This window comes from Streptomyces sp. NPDC056987 (genome assembly GCF_042673865.1).
Classification (GTDB): Bacteria; Actinomycetota; Actinomycetes; order Streptomycetales; family Streptomycetaceae; genus Streptomyces.
The window spans coordinates 76,822-101,500 of the sequence record NZ_JBHURV010000014.1; the positions used below are offsets into that span (position 1 = coordinate 76,822).

The following is a 24,679-nucleotide window of genomic DNA, read 5'->3' on the forward strand; positions in this document are numbered from 1 at the left end:
CGTGCCCGGCTCGTGCACGATCCACCTGGAGCCCGGCGGTGAGTTGAATGTCCTCGCAGTGGGCTGCGCACAGCTAGGGACCAAGGTTGCTTACGGCGACACGCGCCAGATTCTCGGCGGAACGGGCCAGGTGCGACAACGTCTTGTCTTCCTCCAGAGCCCGGACCATGTAGGTGATGATGAGGATGACGTTGTCGACGCGTACGACGTTGTTTACGATCAGGGCGGTTTCGGGCATGCCGGAGTCGCCGAAATAGATCACCGTGAAGGCTTCGTCTCCGAGCCCTTCCGGGTATCCGGTGTATTGGGGTTTGACAACATTAATGGAAAGCAGCGGGTCGTGCTTCTCCAGCCTCCCCTGCACCTGCGTTTGGAGGCGCTTCTCCGCGTGTTGCACTGCGCTGGCCCCGAGGTCAGGAACGAACACCCGGGCCTCGAGTATGACGTCCGCCTCTATGGGGATCGGTCGCTCGTTGGCCCACCAGCACTTGTCGCCGCCGTCCGGCTGGCTGACGATGTCCGGTTCGGGGAGTACGGTCGTGAGAGCTTTCCGGCCGAGCAGTTCACAGGCCGGCCGGATCAGCACATGCGGTCCGGGGGGTCCATCCGACAGCGCTATGGAGAGCACGGTGAAAACGGCCAGGAATGCAAGGGCCCCCAGGGCGAACCCGGCCATTCCTGCCCGTGTGCCGACAGCGGCCAGGAGCGGCCGACGGGGTCTCTGCGCTGGTGCGGGAGGGGTCGGAAAAGGCTGAGCCGCAGCACGGATGGCGAGCCTCTCCTGCAGCCGGGCATGCCGGAATTGGTAGTACGCGCCGGACTGCCGCAGGATTCCGTGGCGGTGGGCGGCCTCAAGGAAATCCATCAGTTTCCAGGGGGCCTGCCCGGCGAGCCATGGCAACACTCTGGCGGCTGTGAAGGTGCCCCAGGCGGAAACGCTCACCGCGAACACAGCCAGGGCGGCGATCGACGCACCGCTGGTGACGGCCCAGTCGACAGGGCTGACGGCGTCGCGGCCCGCGTTGGCCTTCCAGGCCATCAAGGCGACGACGGGCAACAGTATGGGCACGGCGGCCCTCGGACAGGGGCCGCCGCCCTCCCGCAGGTTCCCCAGTCCGAGGGAAGCGACCGAGATTTCCCTGCGACCCGAGCGCCACATCGGCCACCGACACGAGACTCATGAGCACTACCGGTACCCACACCGGCAGACCGAAGACTGAAGCCGGCGTATCGTCGAACGACCACCGCATGACGGTGACGGACACGGCGAGTGCCGACATCACCCCGAGCGTCCGCAGGACGCCCGCGGCTCGCCGACTGAGCTGCTTTCGCCGTTCCTCGGAGATCCAGCGAACCGGCAGCGGACTGGGATGCTGCACCTTGCGCAGCCTTTCCTCGGCTTCCCACTGCGGGCGCAGTGCGCTCGCGAGACGCTGCGCCGTGCGGTCCAGACTCACAAGCCCGCGATCAGCGATATCAGTGCCAGGGGGCAGCTATACAGATTCCTCGGATCGAACCGTCCCACCCCGACGAGCGCCGCGCATCCGCAGAGCAGGAGCAACGGGCCACTGAGCACCCGAAGAGCATCGGCCATTCCCTTGTGGCGGTCATGCTTGTCGTCGGCCACTGAGCCGGACTGCGTGACGTGGATATCCCTGCTCGATATGTAGACCTGGGCGCTGTCACCAGCTTGAGCCTCGATCCGGACGCCGGTCGGGTCCGGATCGCGGGCGGGTGTGCTCATGAGCGCGCGATGTGCTGGTCTCCGCCCGCCATATACACGCGGGAGTTGTCCCGCGCCTCGACCCTCATGACGACCGACCGGACCCCGGCCTGTTCATTCGCCGGGAGAGCCGGGGTGAGATGCTCGTCGAGCAGTTGTCGCAGGCCGGCGGCGATACTCGGATTGTCGCGCAGGAGTTCATGCAGCCGCAGCCGCCAGGCCCCGGCCAGCGCCTGTTCGGTGTCCGGGTCCCCGGCCTCCCGCACCGCGAGCACCTGAGCACGGAGTTCGTCGAGTTCGGCTCCGATGCCGTCGGCACGGCGGGCTGTATCCGACGCCACAGGTCGACCGTCGCGGTCCGGGCCTGCTGCCAGACGTCCGTGGCCATGGCGCCCATCCCGTCATCACTGTACGGCGGATGGCCGCAGGGTTTCTGAGCCTCAATCAGTTCGTGATGTGCCGACGAACGTCGCACGATCACGCCTCCTCCGACGGACGTGATCGGCGCATGCGGAAATCCGCCGAGGTAGCCCCCGTTCACCGTGGACCGGGCTACCGGGCGGCGACAGCGGAGGTGTGAAACCGAAGGTTACGGCGTGGGTGGCTGATCGGTCAGGAACGACTGCGGGGGGAGGAAGAACATCCCGCCTGTGACCGCTGTGGAGAAGTCGAGCAGCCGGTCGTGCGGGGCGTCGTCGGTGCCGAGGAACATGTTTCGCAGCATCTGTTCGGGTATCGCGGGGGAAGCGGCGTAGCCGATGAAGTAGGTGCCGTACTCGCCGCGTGCGTGGTGGAAGAACGGCATGCTGCGGCGCACGATCTTGAGTTCCTTGCCGTCGGCGTCGGTGATGACGTTCAGTGCGACATGCGAGTCGGCAGGCTTGGCCTCGTCGGGCAACTCGATGTCGTCGGCCTTGGTGCGTCCCACCGCCCTCTCCTGCTCGTTCACGGTGAGGGCATTCCAGCGGTCGCGGTCGTGCAGGTACTTCTGTACGAGGACATACGAGCCGCCGGGGAAGTCGGGCTCCTGCTCCGGTCCGGCGTACGCCCACGCCGCGGCTTCCTCTCCTTCCGGGTTCTCGGTGCCGTCGACGAAGCCGAGCAGGTCGCGTGAGTCGAAGTACCCGAAACCGTGGGTCTCGTCGACCGTCTTCACGTAAGGCCGCAGTCGCGCGAGGATCTTGTCGGCCAGTTCGAAGCACAGGTCCATGCGTTCCGCACGCAGATGCAGGAGCAGATCACCAGGGGTGGACGGGGCCGTGTGGACAGGGCCGCGCAAGGCGGTGAACGGGTGCAGGGAGGTCGGCCTCGGACCTGAGAACAGCCGGTCCCACGCGTCCGAGCCGATCCCGGCAACGCAGCTCAGGCTGTCCGGTTCGGTGCCGAGGGGTGCCACCGAACCGCGCAGTGCCGCGATGTCCGCCAGCGTCTCACGGCAGGTCTTCTCCCCTCCTTCCTGGAGGGTGAGCGTCAGGAAGACCGCAGCCTGGGTCGAGGGGCTGACGATGTTTTGCGTCATGGGCCGGAAAGAAACCATGGGGATACCTCCTGCATCAAGGGCGCGACAGGTACGCGTGTCGGTGGGGAGGGGAATTCCGGCGATGACCGCATTCGATGAACGGTTCGCCGTCGGTCGGAGCGTAGCACCGCTCCTCCGTGCGGCCGGTGTGTACTCGATTGCTCGTACTGGCGCCGTTGACCAGCGCATATACCCCCATAGGATGGTCGATTGGCATTCTGCATGACCGAATCGAATGCATCGATTTTCCTTACCGCGGGGGAGGGGGCACGATCCCATCAGCGGCCAGGAGTGGCACGTCGCTGTACGACGGACAAGTGCGAGGGGCGAGGACGGTTATTCTCCTCGCCCGGCCGGTCATACCTAGGAATTCCGGGTGTTCGCCGGGGACTTCCAGGTTCTCGGCGTCACCCCTCATCCAGGCGTGTTCCGCGGAGAGGCGAAATTGATCATGAAGGTGTTCCAGATCGGAGCCGCCGGAGGTGTCGGGGCCCGGCTCGCTGGGCTGCTCACCGCCCGCGGCGACCAGGTGACCGGAATGCACCGCGGCGCTGACCAGGCCGGCACGGTCCGTGCGTCGGGCGCCACCCCGGTGACCGGTGACCTGGTCCACGACACCGTCGAGGAGCTGGCGGCGAAACTCGCTGACCACGATGCGGTTGTCTTCTCCGCCGGTGCGCATGGCACCGGAATGGACAAGACGTCGCTGATCGACGGCAAGGGCCTGGAGAAGGCCGCCGACGCCGCCGCGCTGGCCGGGGTGTCGCGGTTCGTGCTGGTCTCGGTGTTCCCCGACGCCCTGCGCGACGGAGGGCACAGCGAGGGCTTCGAGCACTACATCAGGGTCAAGAAGACCGCCGACGTGTATCTGACCCGCACCGGTCTGCACTGGCTGATCATTCGCCCCGGCACGCTCCTGGACGCGCCCGGCACCGGCCGTGTGACGGCCGGCCCCGCGGTCGAATACGGCGACGTGCACCGCGACGACGTCGCCGCCTTCATCGGTGCCGCCTTGCACGAGCCCGGTCTCAGCCGCGTGATCGTCGAACTCACCTCCGGTGACACCCCTGTTGCCGATGCCGTCGCCGCCCTTACGGCAACGGCTCCCTGACCCCGGCCGGCCCCGGCATTACCGACAGGACCGCGCACCGCTCAGCGCGAGGAGCAATCACAGGTATGTGTCAGCAGGCGGGACGCCGCTTGTCTGGCGAGGTCCGCGGTGGTGGTGTCTCCGAGGCTGACGCGTGTGCAGACCGCCCCGTCGGCGAGTGTGAGGACGATGGCGGCCGCTCTCCCGGGGTCGTCCTCGTGTGCGGCGGTGGCGAGGCCGGTCAGGTAGCTGAGGATTTCACGTTTGTGGTCGCGGATGGCGACGCGGACGGGGTGGCCGGGGTCGGGGTATTCCGCGGCGACGTTCACCAGGTCGCTGCCACGGTAGGAAGGGTCGGCGAACTCCTCGCCGAGAAGGTCGAAGATCGCCAGGAGCCGGTCCTGCGAGGTGTGCGCCGCCGCGGCACGGTCGCGCAGGCGTGCGCACCACGCGTCGTTGCGGCTGCGCAGAACGGCGGCGACCAGTTCGTCCTTGGAACGGAAGTGCTGGTAGAGGGTCGATTTGGCGACCCCCGCGCTACGCCAGATCTCGTTGATGCCCACGGCGCGTACGCCGCTGCGGGTGAACAGGTCAGCCGCGGCTTCGACGATCTTCGTGCGGGTGGCTTCGGGGGCGGGCATCGGTACCTCCGGTGAGGGATGGGGTGGGGTGGGAATGGAGACGGCTGCGGCGCCGTTGCACCGAACAGACTAGTCGGTTCGATTGGAGGATTTCATGGTCACCCTGGATGTGTTCAGCGATCTGATCTGCCCGTGGTGCTACATCGGCGGCCGTCGGCTGGAGAAGGCTGTCGACATCGCTCGGGAGCGCACGGGACAGGACTTCCGTATCCGCCACCACGCCTTCGAGCTGAACGCGGAGATGCCGGCGGGCGGAATGGACCGCCGTGCCTACCGCAGCGAGAAGTTCGGCAGCTGGGAGCGGTCACAGCAGCTCGACGCGGGCACGGTGCTCGCCGGGCGCGAGGAGGGTGTCGCCTTCGACTACGCGGCGATCACCCGCACCCCGAACACCCGGGCGGGGCACCGCCTGATCGCGCTGGCCGAACGGGAGGCGGGCAAGGGCTGGGAGATGGCTGACCGTCTGCTGGCGGCCTACTTCTCCGAGGGCCAGGACGTGGGCGATACGGCTGTGCTGTCCCGCATCGGCAGGGAGATGGGGCTGGGCGAGCACGTGGCCGAGCGACTGACGGACCCGGGTCTGGAGACGACGGTGGCGGAGGACGAGCAGCTCGCCGAGTATCTGGGCATCCGAGGTGTTCCGCTGCTGGTCATCGGGGACAAGGCGGTCAACGGTGCGGTGCCCGTCGAGACGCTGGTGGAGATCCTCGAACAGCAGGCCATGGAGGTTCCGTCCGGGGCCGCCTGCGAGAGCGGGGTGTGCTCGGCGTGAACGCACTGTCCGGCATCAGGTCGGTCGGGGTCGTCGGCGGTTCCCTGGGCGGCCTTTTCCAGGCGGTCGCCCTCGCCGACCTCGGTCTGGACGTCACCGTCTGGGAGCGGTCGGCGGGGCGGCCCCACGACCGCGGCGCGGGCATCGTGCTCCAGCCGAGCGTCGCCTGGTTCCTGAAGATGTTCTGCGGCGCCGACCCGGACCGGGTGAGCGTCCCGGTCACCCACCGGCAGTTCTTCACTGCGGACGGACGCAGCCACCGCACCCCCATGCGGCAGCAGATGATCTCCTGGGGCTCCATCTACCAGCCCCTGCGGGACAAGCTCGACCACGGCCGGTACCGCGAGGGGCAGTTGGTCGACGCCCTCACGCCCCGGCCCGACGGCGTCGACATCCACACCGGTGACACGGTCCGTCCCGTCGATCTGGCGATCATCGCGGAGGGCTCCTCCTCCCGCCACCGGGAGCTCGTCACACGCGGCGGCGACCCGTGCTACGCCGGATACGTCGCCTACCGCGGGGTGATCGACGAGGCCGAGCTTCCCGAGGCGCTGGGCGCGGTCTTCCGTAACCGCTTCAGCTTCTTCGACGGTGACCGTACACAGTTCCTGTGCTACTTCATTCCCGGCGCTCTCGGCGCGGTCGGCCCCGGAACGCGCCGGATGAACTGGGTCTGGTACGTGCGGGCGGACGAGGCCGAACTCGACCGCATCACCACGGACCGGAACGGCGCGGCTCGTGGGCTGTCGCTCCCGCCGGGACTGATGGCGCCGCCGGTGCACACCGAACTCCTCGACCGGGCGCGGCGGGTGTTGCCGCAGCCGATGCGTGAGCTGGTCGAGCACACCCGGGAGCCCTTCGCGCAGGCGATCCTCGACGGGCGCGTCCCGCGGATGCGTACGGACCGCATGCTGCTGACCGGGGACGCCGCGTTCGTCGTACGGCCGCACACGGCGGCCAGCGCCATGAAGGCCGCCGAGGACGCCATCGCTCTTTTCACCGCCCTGCAGCAGTTCCCCTCCCCGGAGGCCGCACTGGACGCGTGGGCGCAGAACCGCATCGCCGAGGGAACGGCCCTCCACCACCGCGGCGTCGCTCTGGGACGGCGCCTGGGGCTCAACGGCCCCGGAGGCACACCATCGCGGCTTCCGAGGGAAGGCCGACGGCCGCTGTGAGTGCGTGGATGCAGTAGGTGGCGAGTTCTCCGGGCGTGACGTCGCCGCGCACCGCCTGGACGGCGGCGGCTTGCGTAATCACGTCCTCGAAGAGTCACTGAGGTGGCGTTGTGCCTGCTTGACCGTCTCTCCGCGGAGGAGCAGCGCTGCGAGCTCCTCCGTCCTCTCATTCCGAGAAGTTCTGCCGGCGTCGCCCCGGCCAGTAGAATGAAGCAAATCAATGGCCCGCATATCAGGATTGGGTAATTCGATGGGTGTGACGTTGCGGCAACTGCGGGTGCTGGTGGCGGTCACCGACCACGGGGGCTTCGGCGCGGCTGCCGCCGTACTCGGCATGAGCCAGTCGTCGGTATCCCACTCACTGGCCTCGCTGGAGCGCGCGGTGCAGGGCCGGCTGGTCGACCGTACGGCCCCGGTCCGGCCGACCCCGCTGGGCGACGTACTGCTGCCGCACGCCCGCGCCACCCTCTCCGCCGCCCGCACCTTCAGTGCCGCCGCCGCGGCGCACGCCAGTGCCGCGGTGGCCGGTTCGATCGGGCTGGCCGTGCCGCCCACCGCCGCCCGCGGTCTGCTGCCCGGCCTGCTGCGCCTGTGGCACGAGCAGCTGCCCCATGTAGAGATCACGCTCTTCGAGGGGCTCGACGAGGAGATCGGCCAGTGGCTGGAGAGCGGCACGGTCGACGCGGCGATCCTGATCGACCCGGACCCGCTGCCCCACGGTGCCCTGCACCTCGCCACCGACGCCTACGAGGCCGTCGTACGCAGCGACCACCCGCTGGCGGGTGAGGAGTCCGTCGAACTGGCGGACCTGCTGGAAGACCCACTGCTGGCCACCACCTCCGGCTGCGAGGCACAGGTCAAGCACCTGCACGCGCTGACGGGCCTGCCCTACCGGCCCACCCAGCGCATCCGCGAACTCACCACACTGCTGTGCATGGTGGAAGCCGGCCTCGGCGTCGCCATCGTCCCCTCCCTCGCGGCGAGCATGCTCTCCGACACCCTCGCCCTGATCCCTCTGCGCCCCCGCCTGGAGCGCCGGCTCGTCCTGACCGGCCCCGCCGGCCGGCCCTGGCACCCGAACGTCACGGCTCTCCGCGATCTCTCGGAGAAGCACGCCGCCACCCCGCCCGTACTCGCGCAGGACTGACCTCCGCCCGCGGGCTGCGCCCCGCGTATATCGATTCCATGCATCACATGATGTACACGATCGATTTGACTCATTTCGCGGGCCTGGACAGGCTGAAAGCGGATGCAGACACAGACACAGACACAGACACAGACACAGACGCAGACAGAGCCGGTGCTGTGCGGCAACCGAATCGACCCGGCGCAGCTTCCCCCGTTTCAAGCTCCCGGCTCCCACCCCATCGACAGAAGGACGCGATGATGTCCATCAGCTATTCCCGGCTCGGCAGCTCGGGCCTGACGGTCTCCACCGTCGGTCTCGGCTGCAGCAACCTCGGCAGGCCGAACACCGCCAGCGCGACCCGCGAGGGCAGCAATGCCGTGGTGAGGGCGGCTCTGGACGCCGGGATCACCTTCTTCGACGTCGCGGACACCTACGGAACACCTCCCGGGACGAGCGAAGAACTCCTCGGTGACTCGCTGAAAGGCGACCGCGACGACGTGGTGATCGCGACCAAGTTCGGCATGGACGCGGAAGGCGCCAACGGACGCGACTTCGGCGCCCGGGGCTCGCGCCGCTACATCGTGCGTGCCGTGGAGGAATCACTGCGCCGGCTGGGAACCGACCACATCGACCTCTACCAGTTCCACACCCCCGACCCGCTCACACCGGTCGAGGAGACCCTGACGGCGCTCGACTCCCTGGTCCAGCAGGGCAAGGTGCTCTACATCGGCCACTCCAACTTCGCCGGATGGCAGACCGCCCAGGCCGAATACCTCGCCCGCCACCTCGGGACCACCCGCTTCGTCTCGGCGCAGAACCACTACAACCTGCTGGACCGCCGAGCCGAGCTCGAAGTACTGCCCGCCGCCCAGGCGTTCGGTCTTGGTGTGCTCCCCTACTATCCGCTCGCCAGCGGGCTGCTGACCGGCGAGTACTCCTCCGGTAAAACCCCCGAAGGGGCGCGGCTCACCCACTTTCGCCAGGACGACCTGGAGAACGCCGACCCGGCCCAGCTCGCGGCCTTCGGAGAGTTCACGGCCGCACGAGGCATCAACGAGGTCCAGGCCGCCTTCTCCTGGCTCGCCTCCCGTCCTGCTGCCGCATCGGTCATCGCCGGTGCCACCCGGCCCGAGCAGGTCGCCCAGAACGCCGCCGCCGTCGGATACGAGTTCAGCACGGCCGACCTCGCCGAACTGGACGAGATCTTCCCTCCGCTGCCCTCCATCGCGCTCTTCTGACCGTGAGCCGTTTCTCGATGCCGGGGCGACGCGCCGGGCGTTCGACCGCGCCGGTCGCACCGCTCGTTCGACAGGCCCCCCGCCCTGCGGATCGACGCTAGCGGACGGCTGCCTTCAGCGCCGCCTCGGTGGCCGTGGTCAGTGTTTCCAGGTAGTCGTCGTCGCTGCGGTCCTGCATGAGCAGCATGCGGAAAACGAGAGGTGCGATGAGCAGGTCGGTGGCGAGTTCCAGATCCAACGTGGGTGGAAGTTCGCCGTGGTCGATCGCGCCTTGCAGCAGCGCGCGTGCTGCCCGCCGCCGCGGGGCGGTCACTTCTGTGTAGAGCATCTCCGCGAGGGCGCGGTCGCGGCTGGACTCGGCGAGCAGTTCGGTCCCGATCCGGGCAAGGAGCGGATTGGCCAGTTGGCTGCGGAAGGTCGCGAGCAGTTCGCGGAGGTCGGTGTGCAGGGCGCCGGTGGCGGGCGTGTGCGGGAGTGTGTCGGCGACCTTGTCGTGGATCAACTCGGTGAGAGAACACCATGGTGCGATGGGTGGTGCGCAACGGCCGGTGGACCTTCGGCGTGTCCGACTTCGACGAACTGGTCGAGGCGACCGAGGCGTACACCCTGGCGGGTATCGCCGACCGCATCACCTGCCCGACACTCGTCCTCGACGCCGAGAACGATGTGTTCTTCAAGGGCCAGCCGAAGCGTCTGATCGCCGAGCTGACCTGCCAGAAGGAACTGATCCTCTTCCGTGAGGACGAAGGTGCCGGCGAACACTGCCACGAGGGTGCGATTTCCCTCTTCCACCAGCGCACCTTCGACTGGCTCGACACCCTGCTCGCCGACTGAGGAGCACGTCACGGGTCTTCGGCTCGCCGTTCGGGCGATTCAGTAATGATCCGTAGGAGGCCGCGGTGGCGATGTCCTGCGCGGTGCCCGGACGCCCCAGCGGGTAGGACATCTCGATGTGCCGGTCATGCGCGTCGCGCTGCTCATCGGTCATGGGGGCCAGGCAGGAGCGTTCGTAGTGGGGGGTGTGAACGGCGCCGGGGGCTATGGCGTTGACACGTACGCCTTGGGGGCCGAGTTCGTTGGCCAGGGCCAGAGTCATGGTGTTGAGTGCGCCGCGGGTGGCGGAGGAGGCGGCCGAGTGGCGGTCGGCGACCATCTTGTGGGCCCAGTAACTGCTGATGTTGCCGCCGGCGTTCACGAGGGCGGGCAATAGCTGCTGGCTGAGCAGCAGTGGTGTCTGTATGTTCAGGTGCCACACCGTGTTCATGGCTTCGACTGCGGTGTCGGCGAGCGAGGCGAAGTGGGCGGTGCCGAGTTTGTTGACGAGTGTGTCGACCCGGTCGCTCAGATTGCGGACCCGGTCGGCGATCTCGGCGGGGACCGACAGGCTGAGCAGGGCTGTGGGTGTGCTGGGGGAGTGGCAGAACGACGGGCGCCGGTGCAACCACATCCGGGGGGACCTGGGCTGCTTCCGGCGGTCAGGACGTGGAGCCGGGACGGACGGATTCTCGCCGTCGGACTGCTGGATGGTTCCGGGCTGTTGCGGCTGACCCTCCTGCCGGCAGCGGGCCCGCACCCGCCCCGCCGCCACCACACTGGTGGGCATGCCGGCCGCCGACAGCTCTGCAGCCTTCGCCTCCTCAAGCGCGGTGATCGACGAGGCGTGCAGGCTGCCGCGGCTGCCCGCGATCCGTGAGCGGTTCGAGAACTGGCCACCGACGCCCGCCGCGACCAGTTCTCCTCCCAGCAGTTCCTCGCCGACCGTATCGCCACGGCGAAAGTGCCACCGGCCGCGGGCAACACGCCAGAAGTCTCCGTTCAGAAGATCGCCAGCGGATTGACCGGGACGCCGGTCATGCCGTGGATGCGCGGGGGTGCCACCGTGAGCAGGAAGGCGTAGCGGTTCAACTCCGCGCAGACTGCGGCCAGTTCTTCCAGTTCCGCGACGTCGATCAAGGGCATGCCCAGCAGCGGCAGAGCGACACGGTGCAGCGGTCCGGGAACGGCGGGATCCAGCGGCGGGTGGGCGTCGCCGAGGTCGCCCGCGTACAGGGACACGCCGCGCCGGTGCATCCACCGCACCGCGTCCAGGCTGATGCCCGGCATCGGCCTCTCGGGGTCGATGGTGTAGACCCACCCGCAGCGCACCACCAAGGCGTCCCCGGACTCCAGCCGTACGCCCTGGCGCGCCTCGGCCGCCTCGAAGTCCTCCGAGGTGATCGGGTGTCCCTCGGGCAGCGAGCCGTCGAAGGCCAGGTCGAGCAGGACACCCCGGGTGACGATCCCGGCGGCGAACGCTGCCGTGGAACCGTGCCGCACGCCGGCCGGTGTCACGCTCTCCGCGAGGGGACGCCCCGGGTAGACCTGGCCGTCGACGATCTGGTGCCCCAGGGCGTCGAGGTGGGTCGAGAGCACGTGATGGTTGGTCACCAGCATCACGTCCGCCGTCGCGGGTGCGCCTCCGGTGTACTGCATCAGCTGCTGGACCGGCGAGGCGTCACGGGTGGTGGGCGCGAAGGGCCCGCTGACGAGCGGCGCCGGCTGGATCGGCTGGGCCAGCGAGACCGCTCGTCCGGTACGGGCCTCCGCAGCGCCCCTGACCCGGGTTTCCTCGGTGATCAGGTTGAGCGTGCCCAGCTCGTCGTCCGCACCCCATCGGCCCCAATTGCTCGGCATTTCCGCCGTGTTGGCCGTTCCGGTGATGCCGCTCTTCGGTTGCGTACTCATGGCGGTGAACCTACTGGAAAGGATCAGCCGCCTTTCCAGTGGGTGCGCCGCAACCCCGTCGCCCACGGCCGGCCTTTGGCGGGTGCCGGCCCTCAAATGGCGGTGGCGGGGCAGACCGCAGCGGCGTCCCGGACAGCCGTCCACTCGGCCTCGGGCCGAGCAGAAGGACGACGCCGTCCTCGTCGCGCTGGTCGAACATTTCGGGTGCGGCCGGTACGCAACTTCCGGCGCCGCGGCACTTGCCCTCCAGCACTGCTCGCGCAGCCGTTTCCAGGGCTACCAGGTCACTGGCAGTTCGTAGACGCCGTAGACGAGTCCGTCCTCCTTGAAGGGGAGATTCTCCAGGCCGGTGGCGAGGCGGAGGGTGGGGATGCGGCGGAAGAGGGTGCCGTACACGACTTGGAGTTCGAGGCGGGCCAGGGGCTGGCCGAGGCACTGGTGGATGCCGTAGCCGAATGCCTGATGGCGGCGGGCATCGCGGTGGATGTCGAGCCGGTCGGGGTCGGAGAAGATGTCGTCCTGCCAGTTGGCGGTGATGCTGGGAAGGATCATGCCCTCCCCGGCGCGGATCGTCCGGCCCCCGATCTCGATGTCCTCCAGGGCGAGACGGCGGTTGCCGATGTGGATGATGGTCAGGTAACGCAGCAGTTCGTCCGCCGCGCGCGCCAGGACTTTCGGGTCGTCGGTTTCGCGGATGATTGCGAGCTGGTCGGGATGTTCCAGCAGGGCGACGGTGCTCAGCGCGATCATGTTGGCAGAGGTCTCGTGCCCGGCGCCGAGCAGCAGCAGGCCCATGGTCGAGGCCTCCTGGTGGGTGAGGTCTCCGTCGCGGACGCGGGCGGCCAGCTCGGACAGCAGGTCGTCGGCGGGGCGGGCGCGTTTCTCGTCGATCTGGCTGGAGACGTATTCCAGCAGCGCGCGCCTGGCGGCTCCTGACACTTCGGGTGAGACGTCGTGACGTAGCCCCACTTCGCTCTGGTGCTGGAAGAACTCGTGGTCCTCGTAAGGTACGCCGAGCAGTTCGCAGATGACCAGCGAGGGCAGGGGCAGTGCCAGGGCCTGTACGAGGTCGGCGGGGGCCGGGCCGTCCAGCATGGTGTCGATGAACTCGTCGGTCATGCGCTGGACGGCGGGCCGCAGTGCCTCGACGCGCTTGATGGTGAACGCGCCGCTGAGCATGCGGCGGATCCGGGCGTGCTCAGGGTCGTCCATATTGAGGAAGGACGGCTGGGTGCCACGCCGGCCAGACTCCCGGAACGCCGGGTTCATGTAGGGGAAGCCGGGCTGTCGGAGGTCGACACTGCAGCGCTGGTCGGAGAGCAGGGCTCGCTGGTCCTCGAAGCGGGTGATGAGCCACGGTGTGCTGCCGTCCCATATCCGGACCTTGGTGAGTGGCTGATCGGCACGCAACTGCTCGGCGTGCAACTGGCGGAGCTGAGGCGGAGGGGCGAAAGGACATCCAGCATCCCTCGGCATCGGGAAGTCGGGAACAGCTTCGGCCGAGGCGTCGGAAAGCGCGTGGTTCATGTCACTCCTCATGGTGGGGGAGGGGGCGGCGGCCCTGTGCGGATGCCGCAGAGCAACTGAGGGGCTGTGGCCGCGAGAACGGCGGACGGCCCGGGTTGTGCGCCGGGTCGGCCCGGCGCCCGGGCGGAGCCCGTATCCGGTCCGACCATGCGTCCGCCCTGTGGGAGGGCGACGGGCAGGTGAGGGAGGTCATGCCGCCTGCCGGACCGGGAGGATGATGGCGGAGGGGTGCTCCGGGTCGTGGAAGACCTGCTGGTCGGCGGGGCGCAGGGTGGTCGCGGTGGCGCGGGGTTCGCCGGTGCCGGGGTTGCGGTTGTAGCGGGGGAAGGCGCCGCTGGAGACCTGGACGCGAATGCGGTGGCCGCGCCGGAATCGGTAGGCCGTCGGCCACAACCGCACGGTCGCGAGGGTGAGTTCGTCGGCATCGGTGAGGCTGGTCAGGCCGTCGCAGACGTTGAGGGAACGGCCCTTCTCGTCCACGTCGCACAAGCGCACGAAAATATCCGCGTACGGCAGGCTGGAGCGGAAGAAGATCTCCGCACCGACCTCGCCGATGACCTCGATGTCCTGGGTCAGGGTGGACGTGGTGTAGGTCACGACATCGGGTCGGGCCTCCAGCGCTGCCTGGTCGAGGGCGCCCGCTTTGGCGGCGAAGGACATGCGGGCGCCGCCGAGGGCGGGGGTGGGGTCGGCCGGGTCGTAGCGGTAGCCGTCGGGTGCCGCGTCGGCGGGCGGCGGATCGGTGGCCAGGGCGGCGCCGGGGCGGAGGTGGAAGCGCTGGGGTGTGTATCCGGGTGGCGGCCAGGAGGAGAAGTCGCGCCACTTGCCCTCGCCCATGACGAACAGGCGTACCGGGGCGCGTTCCGCGGGCTGCTCGCCCCGGCACAGGGCGAGCCCGAAGTCGACCGCCTCGCGGGCCGCCCACCCACCCACCTCGAGGTTGGTGTGGGGCCAGGGGCCGACGGTGAGGCGCAGGGGGCCGGAGTGCCCGGTGTCCTGCAGGACCCGGTAGTCGCGGAGCTGGCCTGGCAGGAAGATGTCGTACCAGCCTCCGATCAGGCTGGCCGGCATGGAGATGTCGGCGACCCGGTGGCGGTGGTCGGCCGCTGACCAGAAGGGGGCGTCGGCGGGATGGGCGAGGATGTCCTGGAGGTACTCGAAGCGGTACCCCAGTGCGGTGGTGTCTGCCTGGTCCAAGGGCAGCGTGCTCAGGGCGCGCAGGGTCTTCTTCGCCCCCAGCAGTTGGCGGGGCATCGCGAACCGCTCTTCCTGGGTGGCGACCATGACGCCCCAGTTGAACGGTGTCTCCAAGGAGAATCCGTCGGAGCGGAGAAAATCCAGAGTGAGGGCCGATTCGGACACCACGGGGATCATCGCCTTGACCTGGGACGGTACGGCGTCGGCGACCGCCCACTGGGTGAAGCCGCTGTAGCTGGCCCCGAAAAGGATCATCGACTCGCCGAACCAGGGCTGCTTGACCACCCAGTCGATGGTGTCGAGGCCGTCGTCCCGCTCGCAGCGCATCGGGTTGAAGGGCCCGTCGGAGCCGAAGGTGCCGCGGGTGCTGTGGATGAGGACCTGAAAACCGCGCTCGGCCAGCGGCCGGACCATCGGACCCGCGGTCGTGCCGGCCCTGCCGTAGGGGAGGCGGACGAGCGCGGTCGGCAGGTCTTTGCCGCCGCTTTTCGGGGCCCAGCGATCGGCCAGCAACACGGCCCCGTCGCGCATCGGGACGCGTAGATCGTGCTCGACGGTCAGGTCCCTGGTCGCAGGGGGAGGCAGGCGCAGTATGCGCTGGAGGAGGTGGCTGCTGAGGTTCATAGGATGCGGGCTCCGTCGGCTGACAGCGGTGAGGGGGTGAGGGGGAGGGGCGACGCAACATTCAATCAATGGATTGATTTAAACTTATGGTAGCGGAGCCGCCGCGCAGCGCCGAGAGCTCCTCCGCGAGCACGCGCAGTGTCTTCGTGGGGAACATGTCGCCGGACAGCGCGGCGCTCACGGGGGCGTCGTTCGCGCGTAGCAGCTCGACGAGCAGGCTTGCCATGCGGAGTTCCACGGTGTCATCGACGATCGGTGCGCGCTGCTCCGGATCGGCCCGCAGGTCGTAGAGGAGCGTGCCGGACCGGTACGGGTTGAAGAAGGTCCGTCCGGCCACCCGGATCGTGCGGACGCCCTTCGTGAAAGCGAAGGGCTCGGCCAGTTCGAAGTCCGCCAACTCTTCGGCACTAAAGCGTCCGCGCATGCGGGTCGGCATCAACGTGTGCTCGAACAAAGGAGAGTTGTCGGCCGAAATAGGGGCGTGCCTGTAGACGTACCGGCCGTCGGTGACGTTGACGTGCCCGCCGTGTATGCCGAACAGCTACGCCTCGCACACCGGTTCGTCGGAAGCGACCGGAGGGGGGGCGCCCTGCACATCGGCGGGGCGGTCCACGCCGAAGAACTCCAGCAGAGTGGGGGCCAGGTCGATGGTCTGCACGAGCGCCTCGCGGCGCTCCCCGGCGATAGCCGCCCGGGGGGCCCAGACGAACAGCGGGAGATGGACCAGCTCGTTGTACCAGGGCTGCACCGACTTGCCCCACCAGTCCTTCTCGCCGAGCAGCAGACCGTGGTCGGTGCAGACGATCAGCAGCGTGTCGTGCCACAGGTCGTGCTCGTCCCTCACGTCGAGGACGCGGCCGAGCGATCTGTCGCACATGGACAGCAGAGCGGCGTACTCAAGCCGGGCGTGCCCGACCTGCGCGTCGGTTTCGGTGACCTGCCGGTAGTCGGGCCAGTCGGAGTGCGGGCCGTCGTAGCCGTGCGGGTAGAGGTCCTTGTACTGCTGGTGGCTGAGGAACGGTTCGTGCGGATCGAATGTCTCGATCTGCACGAACCAGCGGTCCTGGGAGTGATTGGTGCGGATGAACTCCAGTCCCGCGACGAACGTGAGTGTCTGGGAGTGGCGGTCCTCGGTGCGCATGTGGGTCCGGTTGACCCAGTCCTGCCGGTATCCATCCAGTCGGAGTTCCCTGACGTCTTCGCCGGGCATGGGCGGCTCGGCGACAGCCCCTTCCACGGGTCACCTTCCTGACCGCGGAAGAACTCCCAGGTGCTGTACCGGCCGTGATAGGTCGCTCCGCCGTCCTCCCAATAGTGGGGATGGTCGCTGGCCAGGTGCGTGTGCACACCGCTGCGCCTGAGCAGTTCGGGCATGGAGTCGTCGAACGGCTCCAGTGGTCCCCAGCCGCGGTGCAAGAAGTTGTGGCGCCCGGTGTGAATCTCACGCCGGGCCGGCATGCAGGGCATGGAGCCCGCGTAGCAGTTGTCGAAGGCGGCGGTCCGTCCGGCGAGCCGCGCGAAGTTCGGGGCGTGGGGCCAGTCGCAACCGTACGGCGGCAGCATGTGACGGTTGAGGCTGTCGAACATGACCATGATGGCTTTCACGCTGGGGTGCTCCTTTGCGTGACGACGGTCGGTCGCAGGTATTCAAGCCCTCCGGGCACAGCGGAACCCGGTATGGGCCCTGGCCCCGTCGGGTGTGCCAGCAGCGCGGGCCGCGACACGGTAGCGGTTGCAGTAAGACTTGTGACAGAGAAGGGAACCTCCACGGATGACCTTGTCCCGACCCCGCGCGGGGCCCTTCGGGTCGGTCACCAGGCTTGAGGCGTGGTCGAGGGTCCACCAGTCGGCGCACCACTCCCAGACGTTGCCGAAGGTGTTGTACAGGCCGTATCCGTTGGGCTCGAAGGCGTCGACGGGGGCCGTGCCGCGGTATCCGTCGGCAGCGGTGTTCTTCGAGGGGAACGTGCCCCGCCAGATGTTGCAGCGGTAACCATCGGGGTCGAGTGCGTCACCCCAGGGATAGCGCCGCTGCGCCAGGCCGCCGCGTGCCGCGTACTCCCACTCGGCCTCGGTGACGTAACCGGTGGCGTCGACGAACCCGGCGAAGCGGTTGTTGCTGACGGCGTGGATGTCGTTGCGGAACGGGCTGAGGCGTACGGGACGGACGGGCCCCTCGCCGTCCTCCGGCCCCCCCGCGTCGGCTGCGCCCATCAGGAACTCGCCGCCTGGCACGAGCACCATCCCGTCCCCGGGGCGTCAGTCGGTCTCGGCCGGCACTTCCATCGGGTGACCCGGCGCCCGCCCGGTCGGCGGCGCGCAGCAGGCGAGGTGCGGGGTCGAACGAGGGTCCATCGTGCTCTGCTACTGGTCGGAGGCATCGGGGCGCGGCCCGTCGATGAAGCGCTGGGCCGTTCACGGGCTCATACCGCGGGAACTCCGAGCAACCCTAGCCGTTAAGTTTTATGGACGATAGATTTTTGATGCCGGAATATTCCGATGCCGAGTGAAGGTGTACTGCGAGGGGAAGCAGGGGCGCCCGCAACGGTCCTGTGCCTCCTGCGACGGAGCCATGCCGTGGAGGTCATGTCCCTGCCGACCAGCGCGGTGTCCGGAGTGAACGCCGGACTCACCGTGACGACCGCCCCGTCAGGTCGTCGCTCTCGATCGGGGAAAGCTGTCCGCCGTGAGACGGTCCGTCGTGTGCCTGCACTCGTGAACTTCTTCGTTCCCCGGCTCCCAGGAACGTGGCGGCGACAGAAGCGAGGGCGACCGCGGCGATGCCGAGCCACTGGGGCCAGGCGAGCCTCTGTCCGAGGATGAGAAGCCCGAAGACAGCGCCGGCGGCCGGTTCCAGGCTCGTCAGCACGCCGAAGACACGCGGGGGAATCCGGCGCAGTGCCTCCAGGTTGAGTGAGTACGGCAGCACACTGGAGGCCACCGCCACCAGGGCCGCCACCCACAGCACATGGGGATCCAGCAGCGCGCTCCCGGCGTGGGTGATGCCGTAGGGGGCGCTGAGCAGTGCCGCGATCAGCACCGCCACTGCCAGACCCTGGCCGCCGCTGAGGCGCCGCGCCATGCGAGAAGAGACGAGGATGTAGTCGGCCCAGCAGCATGCCGCCACCGAGGCCAGCGCGAGACCGCCGGGGTCGAGGGGGACGCCGCCTCCGCCGAGCAGGAGAACACCGCCGACCGCCAGGCACGCGGGCAACAGATCGACGGCTCGCCGTGATCCGGCGAGGGCGATGGCGAACGGACCGAGGAACTCGATCGTGGCCACGGCTCCCAGAGGGATGTGCTTCACCGCCTCGTAGAACGCGAGGTGATGAGCTGCCAGGAGAACCCCGGCGCCGATTACCGTCCACCAGGCGCCCTTGACAGAGTTCCATGCCTGCGGGCGTGGGCGCCACATCGCGCACAGAAGCACACCGGCGATCAGCAGCCGGAGGAACACGACGCCCGGAGCGCCCACCTGCGGGTAGATACGGGGCGAGAAGGCCGCACCGAACTGGATTCCGCACACGCCACCCAGTACGAGTCCAGGAGCGGGTATCTTCGCCATGGCTCCGGAGAACCCCTGGGCCACGCTGTTCTGCTTCATTCCTTCTCCGAGCTTCCAGGCTGTCCTGCCACGGGCGGGGCGCACGGTCTGCGCGTCCTGGTCCCTCAGTCGGCCACCCGCAGCAGCAGCTTTCCGGTTGACGTACGCCCGCCCATGAGCCGGTGCGCCTCCGCCGCCTCCGCCAGCGGGAATTCCGCCGTGACCGGCAGGCTCACGGTGCCGTCGGCGACCTTGGCGAAGGCGCGCTCGGTGAGCGCGCGCAGAGCCTCGGGCGCGGCCTGCGCGAGAGCGAGGATGGAGAAACCCCCGACCGTACGTCCGTGTGCGTAGAGCTCGGGCTGACCGACCTGCCAGGGCTCGGCCCCGCCCGCGTTGCCGAAGGACACCAGGCGGCCGAAGACCGCCAGCGCGTCGAGGCCGCGGTACAGGGTGTCGCCGCCGACCGGGTCGAGCACCAGGTCGACGCCCCTGCCGCCGGTGGTACGGCGGACGTCGGTGAAGGTGTCGGCGGTGAACACTTCGTCGTAGCCGTGTGTGAGGGCGTACTCGGCCTTGGCGGCGGAGGAGACCACGCCGTACACCGCACCTGCGCCCGCCGCACGGGCCAGTTGCCCGGCCGCTGTGCCAATGCCTCCGGCCGCGCCCTGCACCAGCACTGTCTCTCCGGCCCGCAGACGGCCCACCTCGTGGAGCAGGGCATGCGCCGTCGGCACGACGGTGGGCAGCGCGGCCGCGGTCCGCAGGTCCAGGCCATCGGCAAGTGGGAAGACCGTTGCGGCGCCTGCGACGACGACCTCGGCGTAGGCGCCGCCGTCGACGAGCGCGGCGACTTCCTCCCCCGGAACCAGTCCCTCGACCCCTTCGCCGACAGCGCGGATCCGTCCGGAGACCTCCAGGCCCGGCCGGAAGGGCAGCGACTGTACCCGGTAGCCCTCGGCGCGGGCCTTGAGATCGGCGAAGTTCACTCCGATATACACGGTGTCGATGGTCACCTGTCCCGGCCCGGGATCAGGGGCGTCGGCCTGGACGACCTTCAGTACGTCGGGGGCGCCGTACTCCTGGAACTCGACTGCGCGCATCTGCGGAACCTACCCTTCCGTGAAATGTTCAATGGGGATCGAACACTGGGACTGTAAGATATCGATCGAACACTCAGCAAGCGGTCGGGGAGACTCCGAGTGGTCTCCCCGCAGGACACGCGTGGCGACGGGAGCAGCATGTCGAACCGGGCAGTGGGCGGTAGTCACCGTGCGGCACCGGTGCATACGGATCCCGGGGAGGTGTCCCTGCTCACGGCGCTGTCCGCGGTTGCCGACCCCGTGCGCATCCAGCTGATCCGTGATCTGGCGGGCTCCGCCGACTGGACGAGGAGCTGCAGCAACTTCGACGTGCCCATCGGCAAAGCCGCGCTCAGCCACCACTTCTCGGTCCTGCGCGGCGCCGGTCTGGTCGAGCAGCGCGACGAGGGGCCCCGGAGGGTCAACCGGCTGCGTCGCGAGGAGTTCGAGGCCCGCTTCCCGGGGCTGCTCGACCTGCTCCTGCATGCCGACACGGAGTGATTGGTCGGCCCGCGCACCGGCGCCCACCTTGGGTACGCACCACACCGCAGGTCCGTTGGTGAAGCCGCCCGGGTAGTTGAAGTAGAAGAGCCCGCCTACGAGTTCGCTGTGATCGGCACCAGGTTGTTGTGGGCCGTGCACAGAGCGAAGGCGGTGGCGCAGTTGCTGCAATTGCTGGCCCACTCCACGCGCTCGTCACCGATGCCGACCTGCGCGAAGGTGTATTCGACGTCGATGCCCGGCTCGGCCGACGTCTGGACGATCGCGGCCTTGGAGGTGGTGGAGGAAGCGCGCCGCCGACGCCGTCGATCCGGCGGGGATCGGCGGCGTTGTAAGCGGTCAGCAGCAGGGTGTCGGCGTCCACGCCGGTCGCCGCGGACGGTGAGGTCACGATGGAGGGCGCGGCCGGCGCCTACTTCCTGGGGGTGTCTTCGAGTACCGCAAGACCTTCGCCAGGCAGGTGTGCGTGAAGCCTCCCCGTTCGGAATCGGCGCACTGGTCCACAACGAGGGCATCAACGGCTTCCTGCACGCCTCCGGTTCGCACTTCCCCACCGCCTGGGCACAAGCCGCAACCTGGGACCCCGCGCTGGTCCGGCGGGCCGCGACAGTGACGTCCGCGCACATGCTCGACGCCGGGATCCAGCTGTTGTTCGCCCCGGTGATGGACATCAACCGCGATCCGCGCTGGGGCCGTGTGCACGAGACATACGGCGAAGGTCCGGAGCTGACGGCACAGATGTCCGTCGCATTCGTACAGGGCGCACAGGCCGAGCCCGGCGTCCTCGCGACCGGCAAGCACTTCCTGGGCTACGGAAGCTCGGAGGGCGCCCTCAACCAGGCGGCGACCCAGCTCGGCCGCCGGGCCCTGATCGACGAGTACGCCGGGCTGTTTCGCCGCGCGATCGCGGAGGCAGGCCTGAGATCGGTGATGAACTCGTACAACGAGATCGACGGCGTTCCCGTGGCCGCGAACCGCTGGCTGCTCGCCGACTTCCTTTGTGAAACCCTCGGATTCGAGGGCCTGGTGGTCAGCGACTACGGCTCGGTCAACATACTGCGCACCCACCACCGCACCGCCCGCACCGAAGGTGAGGCGGCCGTCCAGGCCTTGTCCGCCGGCCTGGACGTCGAACTTCCGGGCCATGCCAACTACGCGTCCTGGTGGAGGAGGTCACCGCCGGACGCCTGGACGAGAAGGCCGTCGACGTGGCCGTGGCCCGCGTCCTCGCCGCCAAGGCCCGTGTCGGACTCGTCCCCGGCTTCGGGCCGCCACCCGCGCCGGCGGTGCGCCCGGACCGCGAGGAAGCCGCCGACGTCCGTTGTGCCATCGAGACCCGCAGCACTGTCCGGCTGCAGAACGACGGCATCCTGCCACTGGCCCCGGGCGAGCGTCGCATCGTCGTCGTGGGACCGGCCGCCGACGAACTGCGCGTCCACTTCGGCGCCTACACCTCCATCTCCAACGCCGAGATGCCGCTGGGCATGATGGCGGTCATGGAGGGCGAGGCGCCCGGTCTGGACCCGGCGTCCTTCGTGTTCACCGACATCTTCCATACCCGCATGCCGGGTATGGACCCCACGTTCGAGGGCGTGGCGCGCGGCCTGCATCCCGAGGCGCTGACCGTGCCGGACGCCGTGCGCGAACTGGACGCGAAGGTGGAATACGCGTCCCTGGGCCGGTTCGAGAAGGACGGCTCACTCGACGCCGCCACCGTGCAAGCCGCAGTCGCGGACGCCGACCTGGTACTCGCAGTGCTTGGCGAGCGCACGGGCTGGGTCGGCAACAACACCGCCGGAGAAGGCCAGTCGACGGCCTCGCCGTCGCTGCCCGGCGACCAGGAGGACCTTCTCGACCACCTGGCCGCAACAGGCAGGCCACTGGTGACCGTCATCGTCGCCGGCCGCCTGCTGCTGGAAAAGGCGGCATCGGCATCCGACGCCGTCCTGCCCGCGCCGCTGCTCGGCGAGGAGGCTGCCACCACCATCGCGGACACCCTGTTCGGCCTGGTCAACCCCAGCGGCAAGCTGCCCAGCACCTTCCCGCGGCACCTGGGACAAATTCTCCTCTACCACGGCCACCACCACGGCAGCGGCTACGAACATCCCACCGGCACCCGCCACGGCTACGGCGACCTCAGCGGCCAGGGCCCCTCTACGCCTTCGGCCACGGACTGTCGTACAGCACCTTCGAAGTCATGCTCGACGAGCGGGAAGGACGTCCGGCGGTCGACCTGACCGACGGGGTGATCCGGACCCGGGTCACGGTGGCGAACACCGGGGGCATCGGTGGCGAGACGGTCGTACAGGTCTACGCGCGCGACGAGTTCGCCGCCGTCGTCCGCCCGGTGCGGCAGCTGATCGCGTTCGCACGCGTCAGTCTTGCCGCGGGGGAGAGCAGGACCCTCGTCCTGGAAGCACCCGTGGAGCGGCTCCACTACACCATGTCCGACGGGCGCCGCGGCATCGAGGCGGGCGAGGTGACCGTACTGGCCGGACTCGCCGCCGACGCACTCCCCTGCACGGTGATGGTCACGATCGGCTGGGCAGCGGGCCGGAGAGTCCTGCGCACAGCTACTTCCACGAGCGCTACCGAGACCTCGCGGCCGAGGTCATCAAAGACTTCGGGGAACAACAGCGGACCGGCGGAATCCGTGCTGACGAACCGGCTGAACACCTGGCCAGGCGCTGCTGGCAGTGCTGGACGGCCTGCAGATTCAGTGGATGCACGACCCCACGGTGGACATCGCCGCCATCGCGGAGACGTTCACGCGGATACTGGCGCCCTCGGACGGCTCCGGGCAGGAGACGAAGACCGCCGGCTGACCGCGTCACTGCAGGAGTAGCCATGCCACTCACCCCTACCTCGCTGAGAGGTCGCACCTCCTCGAAGGCCTCGACCGGGAGGACGCCCTGTCCGCCCCGGAGGCCATGGCCCGGTGCGTGCAGTACTTCCGCGATCCCGGCGAGTGGACCATGCCGGCCGTCTCGGTCGAGAACCGCGCCGTCCCGAGCCCACACGGGGATGCCCCCGTCCGGCTCTACACCCCGGAGAAAGAGCCCCGCGCCGCGGTTCTGTGGCTTCACGGCGGCGGGTTCTCGGGCGGCGATCTCGACATGCCGGAAGCACATCTTGTCTCCGCCGAACTCGCTCACAGGGCACGGGCGTTGGTGGTCTCCGTCGACTACCGCCTACCTCGACCTGCCGTTCGCCTTTTTCCGCACAGGGCGACTGAACTCTTTCCCCACCGCCTCAGGCGCCCCCCTCAGGCGAGCTTGACAGACCAGCCGCCGTCGACGGGGACAATCACCCCGGTCACGAACGAGGCGCGGTCCGAGGCCAGGAACGCGGCGACGTGCGCCTGCTCCTCCGGCTGCCCTGCCCGGCCCAATGCTGCTCTGCTTCCCAGATCCGCCATGATCCCGGGCGGGACCGCGTGGTTCTTCTTGCTGAGGGTGAAGCCCGGGGCGACCGCGTTGGCCCGGATGCCCCGGGCGCCGTACTGGACCGCGACCGCCTTGGTGACGGCGTTGACGCCGGCCTTCGCCGCGGAGTAGGCGGGCGAAATCCTTCCGTCCACGTTGAAGGAGGCGGCGGAGGAGAAGTTGACGATGGCGCCGCCGCCTGTGGGCAGCATCGTCCGGACAGCGTGTTTGTTGGTCAGGACCGTGCCGAGCAGATGGACGGAGGTCAAGGACGCGAACTCCTCGACCGTGACCTCCTCGCCGCGGCGCCCGCCCGGGTTGCCGGCCACGTTCACCAGGATGTCGATGCGCCCGAACACCTCCAGGGCGTGCGCGAACATCGCTTCGACATCCCCCTCACGTGTCACATCGGCCCGGAACGAACTCGCTGAGGGCCCGAGCGCGAGGGCCGTCTCGATCTGCCCGCCGCTGATGTCGGCCGCGAGGACCTGCGCACCCTCCTCCACGAATACCGCCGCGCAGGTGGCGCCGATCCCCTCGGCCACACCGGCGCCGGTGATCACTGCCACCTTGCCCTGAAGCAAACCGCCTGACGGGTACTGCGGGTTCATCACGTGGTCCTTGGTGGTCATCTTCTACTCCGGTTCTGGTGGACTTCGCCGGAGTCCGAAGACGTTCCGGCGCGGGGGCGGTGGGATCGATCAGGCGGTGGGTGTGTGCGAGAGGTGATCAAACGGGCCTGGGCACGCCGAGCGGGAGGCCGTGGCCGGT

At 68.9% G+C, this 24,679-nt stretch carries 24 protein-coding genes and 5 pseudogenes; 11 read left to right on the plus strand and 18 right to left on the minus strand.

From position 1 onward, the window contains the following. Window positions 1–73: 73 nt before the first annotated feature. The 4 genes from ACFTZC_RS18340 to ACFTZC_RS18355 all read right to left on the minus strand — a co-directional run bounded on the left by ACFTZC_RS18340 (window position 74) and on the right by ACFTZC_RS18355 (window position 3,242). Window positions 74–1,069, minus strand: a complete 996-nt coding sequence (locus ACFTZC_RS18340; RefSeq protein WP_382890849.1) for a hypothetical protein — start codon at window positions 1,067–1,069, stop codon at window positions 74–76. Between the two features lie 384 nt (window positions 1,070–1,453). Next, the gene (locus ACFTZC_RS18345; protein ID WP_382890851.1) at window positions 1,454–1,744 is read right to left on the minus strand and encodes a hypothetical protein; all 291 of its coding nucleotides are present in this window, start codon (window positions 1,742–1,744) and stop codon (window positions 1,454–1,456) included. Next, window positions 1,741–2,064 carry a hypothetical protein gene (locus tag ACFTZC_RS18350; RefSeq protein ID WP_382890853.1) on the minus strand — a complete coding sequence of 108 codons (324 nt, stop codon included), beginning with the start codon at window positions 2,062–2,064 and terminating at the stop codon, window positions 1,741–1,743. Before ACFTZC_RS18350 ends, ACFTZC_RS18345 begins: the two co-directional genes overlap by 4 nt. A gap of 248 nt (window positions 2,065–2,312) precedes the next feature. Next, window positions 2,313–3,242, minus strand: coding sequence for a Dyp-type peroxidase (locus ACFTZC_RS18355; protein ID WP_382890855.1), 930 nt, complete (start codon window positions 3,240–3,242; stop codon window positions 2,313–2,315). A gap of 451 nt (window positions 3,243–3,693) precedes the next feature. Here ACFTZC_RS18355 and ACFTZC_RS18360 point away from each other — a divergent pair, with 451 nt between their 5' ends. Next, window positions 3,694–4,353: an NAD(P)H-binding protein gene (locus ACFTZC_RS18360; protein ID WP_382890857.1), complete on the plus strand. Its 660-nt coding sequence runs from the start codon at window positions 3,694–3,696 to the stop codon at window positions 4,351–4,353. Between the two features lie 41 nt (window positions 4,354–4,394). On the opposite strand, the gene ACFTZC_RS18365 is transcribed toward ACFTZC_RS18360, so the two are convergent. Further along, window positions 4,395–4,973: a TetR/AcrR family transcriptional regulator gene (locus tag ACFTZC_RS18365; RefSeq protein ID WP_382890859.1), complete on the minus strand. Its 579-nt coding sequence runs from the start codon at window positions 4,971–4,973 to the stop codon at window positions 4,395–4,397. A 94-nt stretch (window positions 4,974–5,067) separates the two neighbouring features. On the opposite strand from ACFTZC_RS18365, the gene ACFTZC_RS18370 reads away from it, so the two are divergent. The 4 genes from ACFTZC_RS18370 to ACFTZC_RS18385 all read left to right on the plus strand — a co-directional run bounded on the left by ACFTZC_RS18370 (window position 5,068) and on the right by ACFTZC_RS18385 (window position 9,287). Next, entirely contained in the window at window positions 5,068–5,745 is a 678-nt protein-coding gene (locus tag ACFTZC_RS18370) for a DsbA family protein (RefSeq protein ID WP_382890861.1), read from the plus strand. Then, window positions 5,742–6,920, plus strand: coding sequence for a hypothetical protein (locus tag ACFTZC_RS18375; protein ID WP_382890863.1), 1,179 nt, complete (start codon window positions 5,742–5,744; stop codon window positions 6,918–6,920). The genes ACFTZC_RS18370 and ACFTZC_RS18375 overlap by 4 nt, the downstream gene beginning before the upstream one ends. Before the next feature lie 250 nt (window positions 6,921–7,170). After that, window positions 7,171–8,067 carry a LysR family transcriptional regulator gene (locus ACFTZC_RS18380; RefSeq protein ID WP_382890865.1) on the plus strand — a complete coding sequence of 299 codons (897 nt, stop codon included), beginning with the start codon at window positions 7,171–7,173 and terminating at the stop codon, window positions 8,065–8,067. Between the two features lie 239 nt (window positions 8,068–8,306). Then, a complete protein-coding gene (locus ACFTZC_RS18385; protein WP_382890867.1) occupies window positions 8,307–9,287 on the plus strand; it encodes an aldo/keto reductase in 981 nt (326 codons plus the stop codon). Between the two features lie 97 nt (window positions 9,288–9,384). Here ACFTZC_RS18385 and ACFTZC_RS18390 read toward each other — a convergent pair whose 3' ends face one another. After that, window positions 9,385–9,789, minus strand: a complete 405-nt coding sequence (locus tag ACFTZC_RS18390; protein ID WP_382890869.1) for a TetR-like C-terminal domain-containing protein — start codon at window positions 9,787–9,789, stop codon at window positions 9,385–9,387. A 17-nt stretch (window positions 9,790–9,806) separates the two neighbouring features. On the opposite strand from ACFTZC_RS18390, the gene ACFTZC_RS18395 reads away from it, so the two are divergent. After that, window positions 9,807–10,121, plus strand: coding sequence for a hypothetical protein (locus ACFTZC_RS18395; protein WP_382890872.1), 315 nt, complete (start codon window positions 9,807–9,809; stop codon window positions 10,119–10,121). 115 nt (window positions 10,122–10,236) lie between these two features. Here ACFTZC_RS18395 and ACFTZC_RS18400 read toward each other — a convergent pair. The 10 genes and pseudogenes from ACFTZC_RS18400 to ACFTZC_RS18445 all read right to left on the minus strand — a co-directional run. Beyond that, window positions 10,237–10,890: pseudogene (locus ACFTZC_RS18400) on the minus strand (SDR family oxidoreductase); the annotation flags it as partial. Window positions 10,891–11,102: 212 nt separating this feature from the next. Further along, window positions 11,103–12,011 carry a cyclase family protein gene (locus ACFTZC_RS18405; RefSeq protein ID WP_382890874.1) on the minus strand — a complete coding sequence of 303 codons (909 nt, stop codon included), beginning with the start codon at window positions 12,009–12,011 and terminating at the stop codon, window positions 11,103–11,105. Window positions 12,012–12,287: 276 nt separating this feature from the next. Next, window positions 12,288–13,538: a cytochrome P450 gene (locus ACFTZC_RS18410; protein WP_382890876.1), complete on the minus strand. Its 1,251-nt coding sequence runs from the start codon at window positions 13,536–13,538 to the stop codon at window positions 12,288–12,290. Window positions 13,539–13,727: 189 nt separating this feature from the next. Beyond that, window positions 13,728–15,359, minus strand: coding sequence for a CocE/NonD family hydrolase (locus ACFTZC_RS18415; protein ID WP_382890878.1), 1,632 nt, complete (start codon window positions 15,357–15,359; stop codon window positions 13,728–13,730). A gap of 61 nt (window positions 15,360–15,420) precedes the next feature. Beyond that, window positions 15,421–15,813, minus strand: coding sequence for a hypothetical protein (locus ACFTZC_RS18420; RefSeq protein ID WP_382890880.1), 393 nt, complete (start codon window positions 15,811–15,813; stop codon window positions 15,421–15,423). A gap of 87 nt (window positions 15,814–15,900) precedes the next feature. Further along, window positions 15,901–16,596 carry a sulfatase-like hydrolase/transferase gene (locus tag ACFTZC_RS18425; RefSeq protein WP_382890882.1) on the minus strand — a complete coding sequence of 232 codons (696 nt, stop codon included), beginning with the start codon at window positions 16,594–16,596 and terminating at the stop codon, window positions 15,901–15,903. Window positions 16,597–16,688: 92 nt separating this feature from the next. Continuing rightward, window positions 16,689–16,952, minus strand: a pseudogene (locus ACFTZC_RS18430) (sulfatase-like hydrolase/transferase); the annotation flags it as partial. 54 nt (window positions 16,953–17,006) lie between these two features. Continuing rightward, a complete protein-coding gene (locus tag ACFTZC_RS18435) occupies window positions 17,007–17,603 on the minus strand; it encodes a formylglycine-generating enzyme family protein (protein WP_382890884.1) in 597 nt (198 codons plus the stop codon). 385 nt (window positions 17,604–17,988) lie between these two features. Then, a complete protein-coding gene (locus ACFTZC_RS18440) occupies window positions 17,989–18,963 on the minus strand; it encodes a DMT family transporter (protein ID WP_382890886.1) in 975 nt (324 codons plus the stop codon). 65 nt (window positions 18,964–19,028) lie between these two features. Beyond that, the gene (locus ACFTZC_RS18445) at window positions 19,029–20,003 is read right to left on the minus strand and encodes a zinc-binding alcohol dehydrogenase family protein (protein ID WP_382890888.1); all 975 of its coding nucleotides are present in this window, start codon (window positions 20,001–20,003) and stop codon (window positions 19,029–19,031) included. A gap of 138 nt (window positions 20,004–20,141) precedes the next feature. Between ACFTZC_RS18445 and ACFTZC_RS18450 the strand changes: the two genes are divergently transcribed. Then, window positions 20,142–20,483 carry an ArsR/SmtB family transcription factor gene (locus ACFTZC_RS18450; RefSeq protein WP_382890889.1) on the plus strand — a complete coding sequence of 114 codons (342 nt, stop codon included), beginning with the start codon at window positions 20,142–20,144 and terminating at the stop codon, window positions 20,481–20,483. A 95-nt stretch (window positions 20,484–20,578) separates the two neighbouring features. Here the strand turns inward: ACFTZC_RS18450 and ACFTZC_RS18455 are convergent, their stop codons facing one another. Beyond that, window positions 20,579–20,998 carry a PrpF domain-containing protein gene (locus ACFTZC_RS18455; protein ID WP_382890891.1) on the minus strand — a complete coding sequence of 140 codons (420 nt, stop codon included), beginning with the start codon at window positions 20,996–20,998 and terminating at the stop codon, window positions 20,579–20,581. Here ACFTZC_RS18455 and ACFTZC_RS18460 point away from each other — a divergent pair. The 4 genes and pseudogenes from ACFTZC_RS18460 to ACFTZC_RS18475 form a co-directional block, all read left to right on the plus strand. Then, a pseudogene (locus tag ACFTZC_RS18460) lies at window positions 20,946–21,572 on the plus strand (glycoside hydrolase family 3 protein); the annotation flags it as partial. The gene ACFTZC_RS18455 and the pseudogene ACFTZC_RS18460 overlap by 53 nt on opposite strands. Window positions 21,573–21,646: 74 nt before the next feature. Next, entirely contained in the window at window positions 21,647–22,720 is a 1,074-nt protein-coding gene (locus tag ACFTZC_RS18465; protein ID WP_382890893.1) for a glycoside hydrolase family 3 C-terminal domain-containing protein, read from the plus strand. Then, window positions 22,681–22,920, plus strand: a pseudogene (locus tag ACFTZC_RS18470) (fibronectin type III-like domain-contianing protein); the annotation flags it as partial. The gene ACFTZC_RS18465 and the pseudogene ACFTZC_RS18470, both read left to right, overlap by 40 nt. Window positions 22,921–23,458: 538 nt before the next feature. Beyond that, a pseudogene (locus ACFTZC_RS18475) lies at window positions 23,459–23,668 on the plus strand (alpha/beta hydrolase fold domain-containing protein); the annotation flags it as partial. An 80-nt stretch (window positions 23,669–23,748) separates the two neighbouring features. Here the strand turns inward: ACFTZC_RS18475 and ACFTZC_RS18480 are convergent. Beyond that, the gene (locus ACFTZC_RS18480; RefSeq protein ID WP_382890895.1) at window positions 23,749–24,540 is read right to left on the minus strand and encodes an SDR family NAD(P)-dependent oxidoreductase; all 792 of its coding nucleotides are present in this window, start codon (window positions 24,538–24,540) and stop codon (window positions 23,749–23,751) included. Window positions 24,541–24,679: the final 139 nt, after the last annotated feature.

Coding starts and splice junctions, on each gene's coding strand:
- ACFTZC_RS18445 (WP_382890888.1), bottom strand. CDS start 20,003: ATGCGCGCAGTCGAGTTCCAGGAGTACGGCGCCCCCGACGTACTGAAG.
- ACFTZC_RS18360 (WP_382890857.1), top strand. CDS start 3,694: ATGAAGGTGTTCCAGATCGGAGCCGCCGGAGGTGTCGGGGCCCGGCTC.
- ACFTZC_RS18405 (WP_382890874.1), bottom strand. CDS start 12,011: ATGAGTACGCAACCGAAGAGCGGCATCACCGGAACGGCCAACACGGCG.
- ACFTZC_RS18415 (WP_382890878.1), bottom strand. CDS start 15,359: ATGAACCTCAGCAGCCACCTCCTCCAGCGCATACTGCGCCTGCCTCCC.
- ACFTZC_RS18370 (WP_382890861.1), top strand. CDS start 5,068: ATGGTCACCCTGGATGTGTTCAGCGATCTGATCTGCCCGTGGTGCTAC.
- ACFTZC_RS18455 (WP_382890891.1), bottom strand. CDS start 20,998: ATGCCCTCGTTGTGGACCAGTGCGCCGATTCCGAACGGGGAGGCTTCA.
- ACFTZC_RS18345 (WP_382890851.1), bottom strand. CDS start 1,744: ATGAGCACACCCGCCCGCGATCCGGACCCGACCGGCGTCCGGATCGAG.
- ACFTZC_RS18435 (WP_382890884.1), bottom strand. CDS start 17,603: ATGGTGCTCGTGCCAGGCGGCGAGTTCCTGATGGGCGCAGCCGACGCG.
- ACFTZC_RS18380 (WP_382890865.1), top strand. CDS start 7,171: ATGGGTGTGACGTTGCGGCAACTGCGGGTGCTGGTGGCGGTCACCGAC.
- ACFTZC_RS18480 (WP_382890895.1), bottom strand. CDS start 24,540: ATGACCACCAAGGACCACGTGATGAACCCGCAGTACCCGTCAGGCGGT.
- ACFTZC_RS18365 (WP_382890859.1), bottom strand. CDS start 4,973: ATGCCCGCCCCCGAAGCCACCCGCACGAAGATCGTCGAAGCCGCGGCT.
- ACFTZC_RS18450 (WP_382890889.1), top strand. CDS start 20,142: ATGTCGAACCGGGCAGTGGGCGGTAGTCACCGTGCGGCACCGGTGCAT.
- ACFTZC_RS18410 (WP_382890876.1), bottom strand. CDS start 13,538: ATGAACCACGCGCTTTCCGACGCCTCGGCCGAAGCTGTTCCCGACTTC.
- ACFTZC_RS18395 (WP_382890872.1), top strand. CDS start 9,807: ATGGTGCGATGGGTGGTGCGCAACGGCCGGTGGACCTTCGGCGTGTCC.
- ACFTZC_RS18385 (WP_382890867.1), top strand. CDS start 8,307: ATGTCCATCAGCTATTCCCGGCTCGGCAGCTCGGGCCTGACGGTCTCC.
- ACFTZC_RS18440 (WP_382890886.1), bottom strand. CDS start 18,963: ATGAAGCAGAACAGCGTGGCCCAGGGGTTCTCCGGAGCCATGGCGAAG.
- ACFTZC_RS18355 (WP_382890855.1), bottom strand. CDS start 3,242: ATGACGCAAAACATCGTCAGCCCCTCGACCCAGGCTGCGGTCTTCCTG.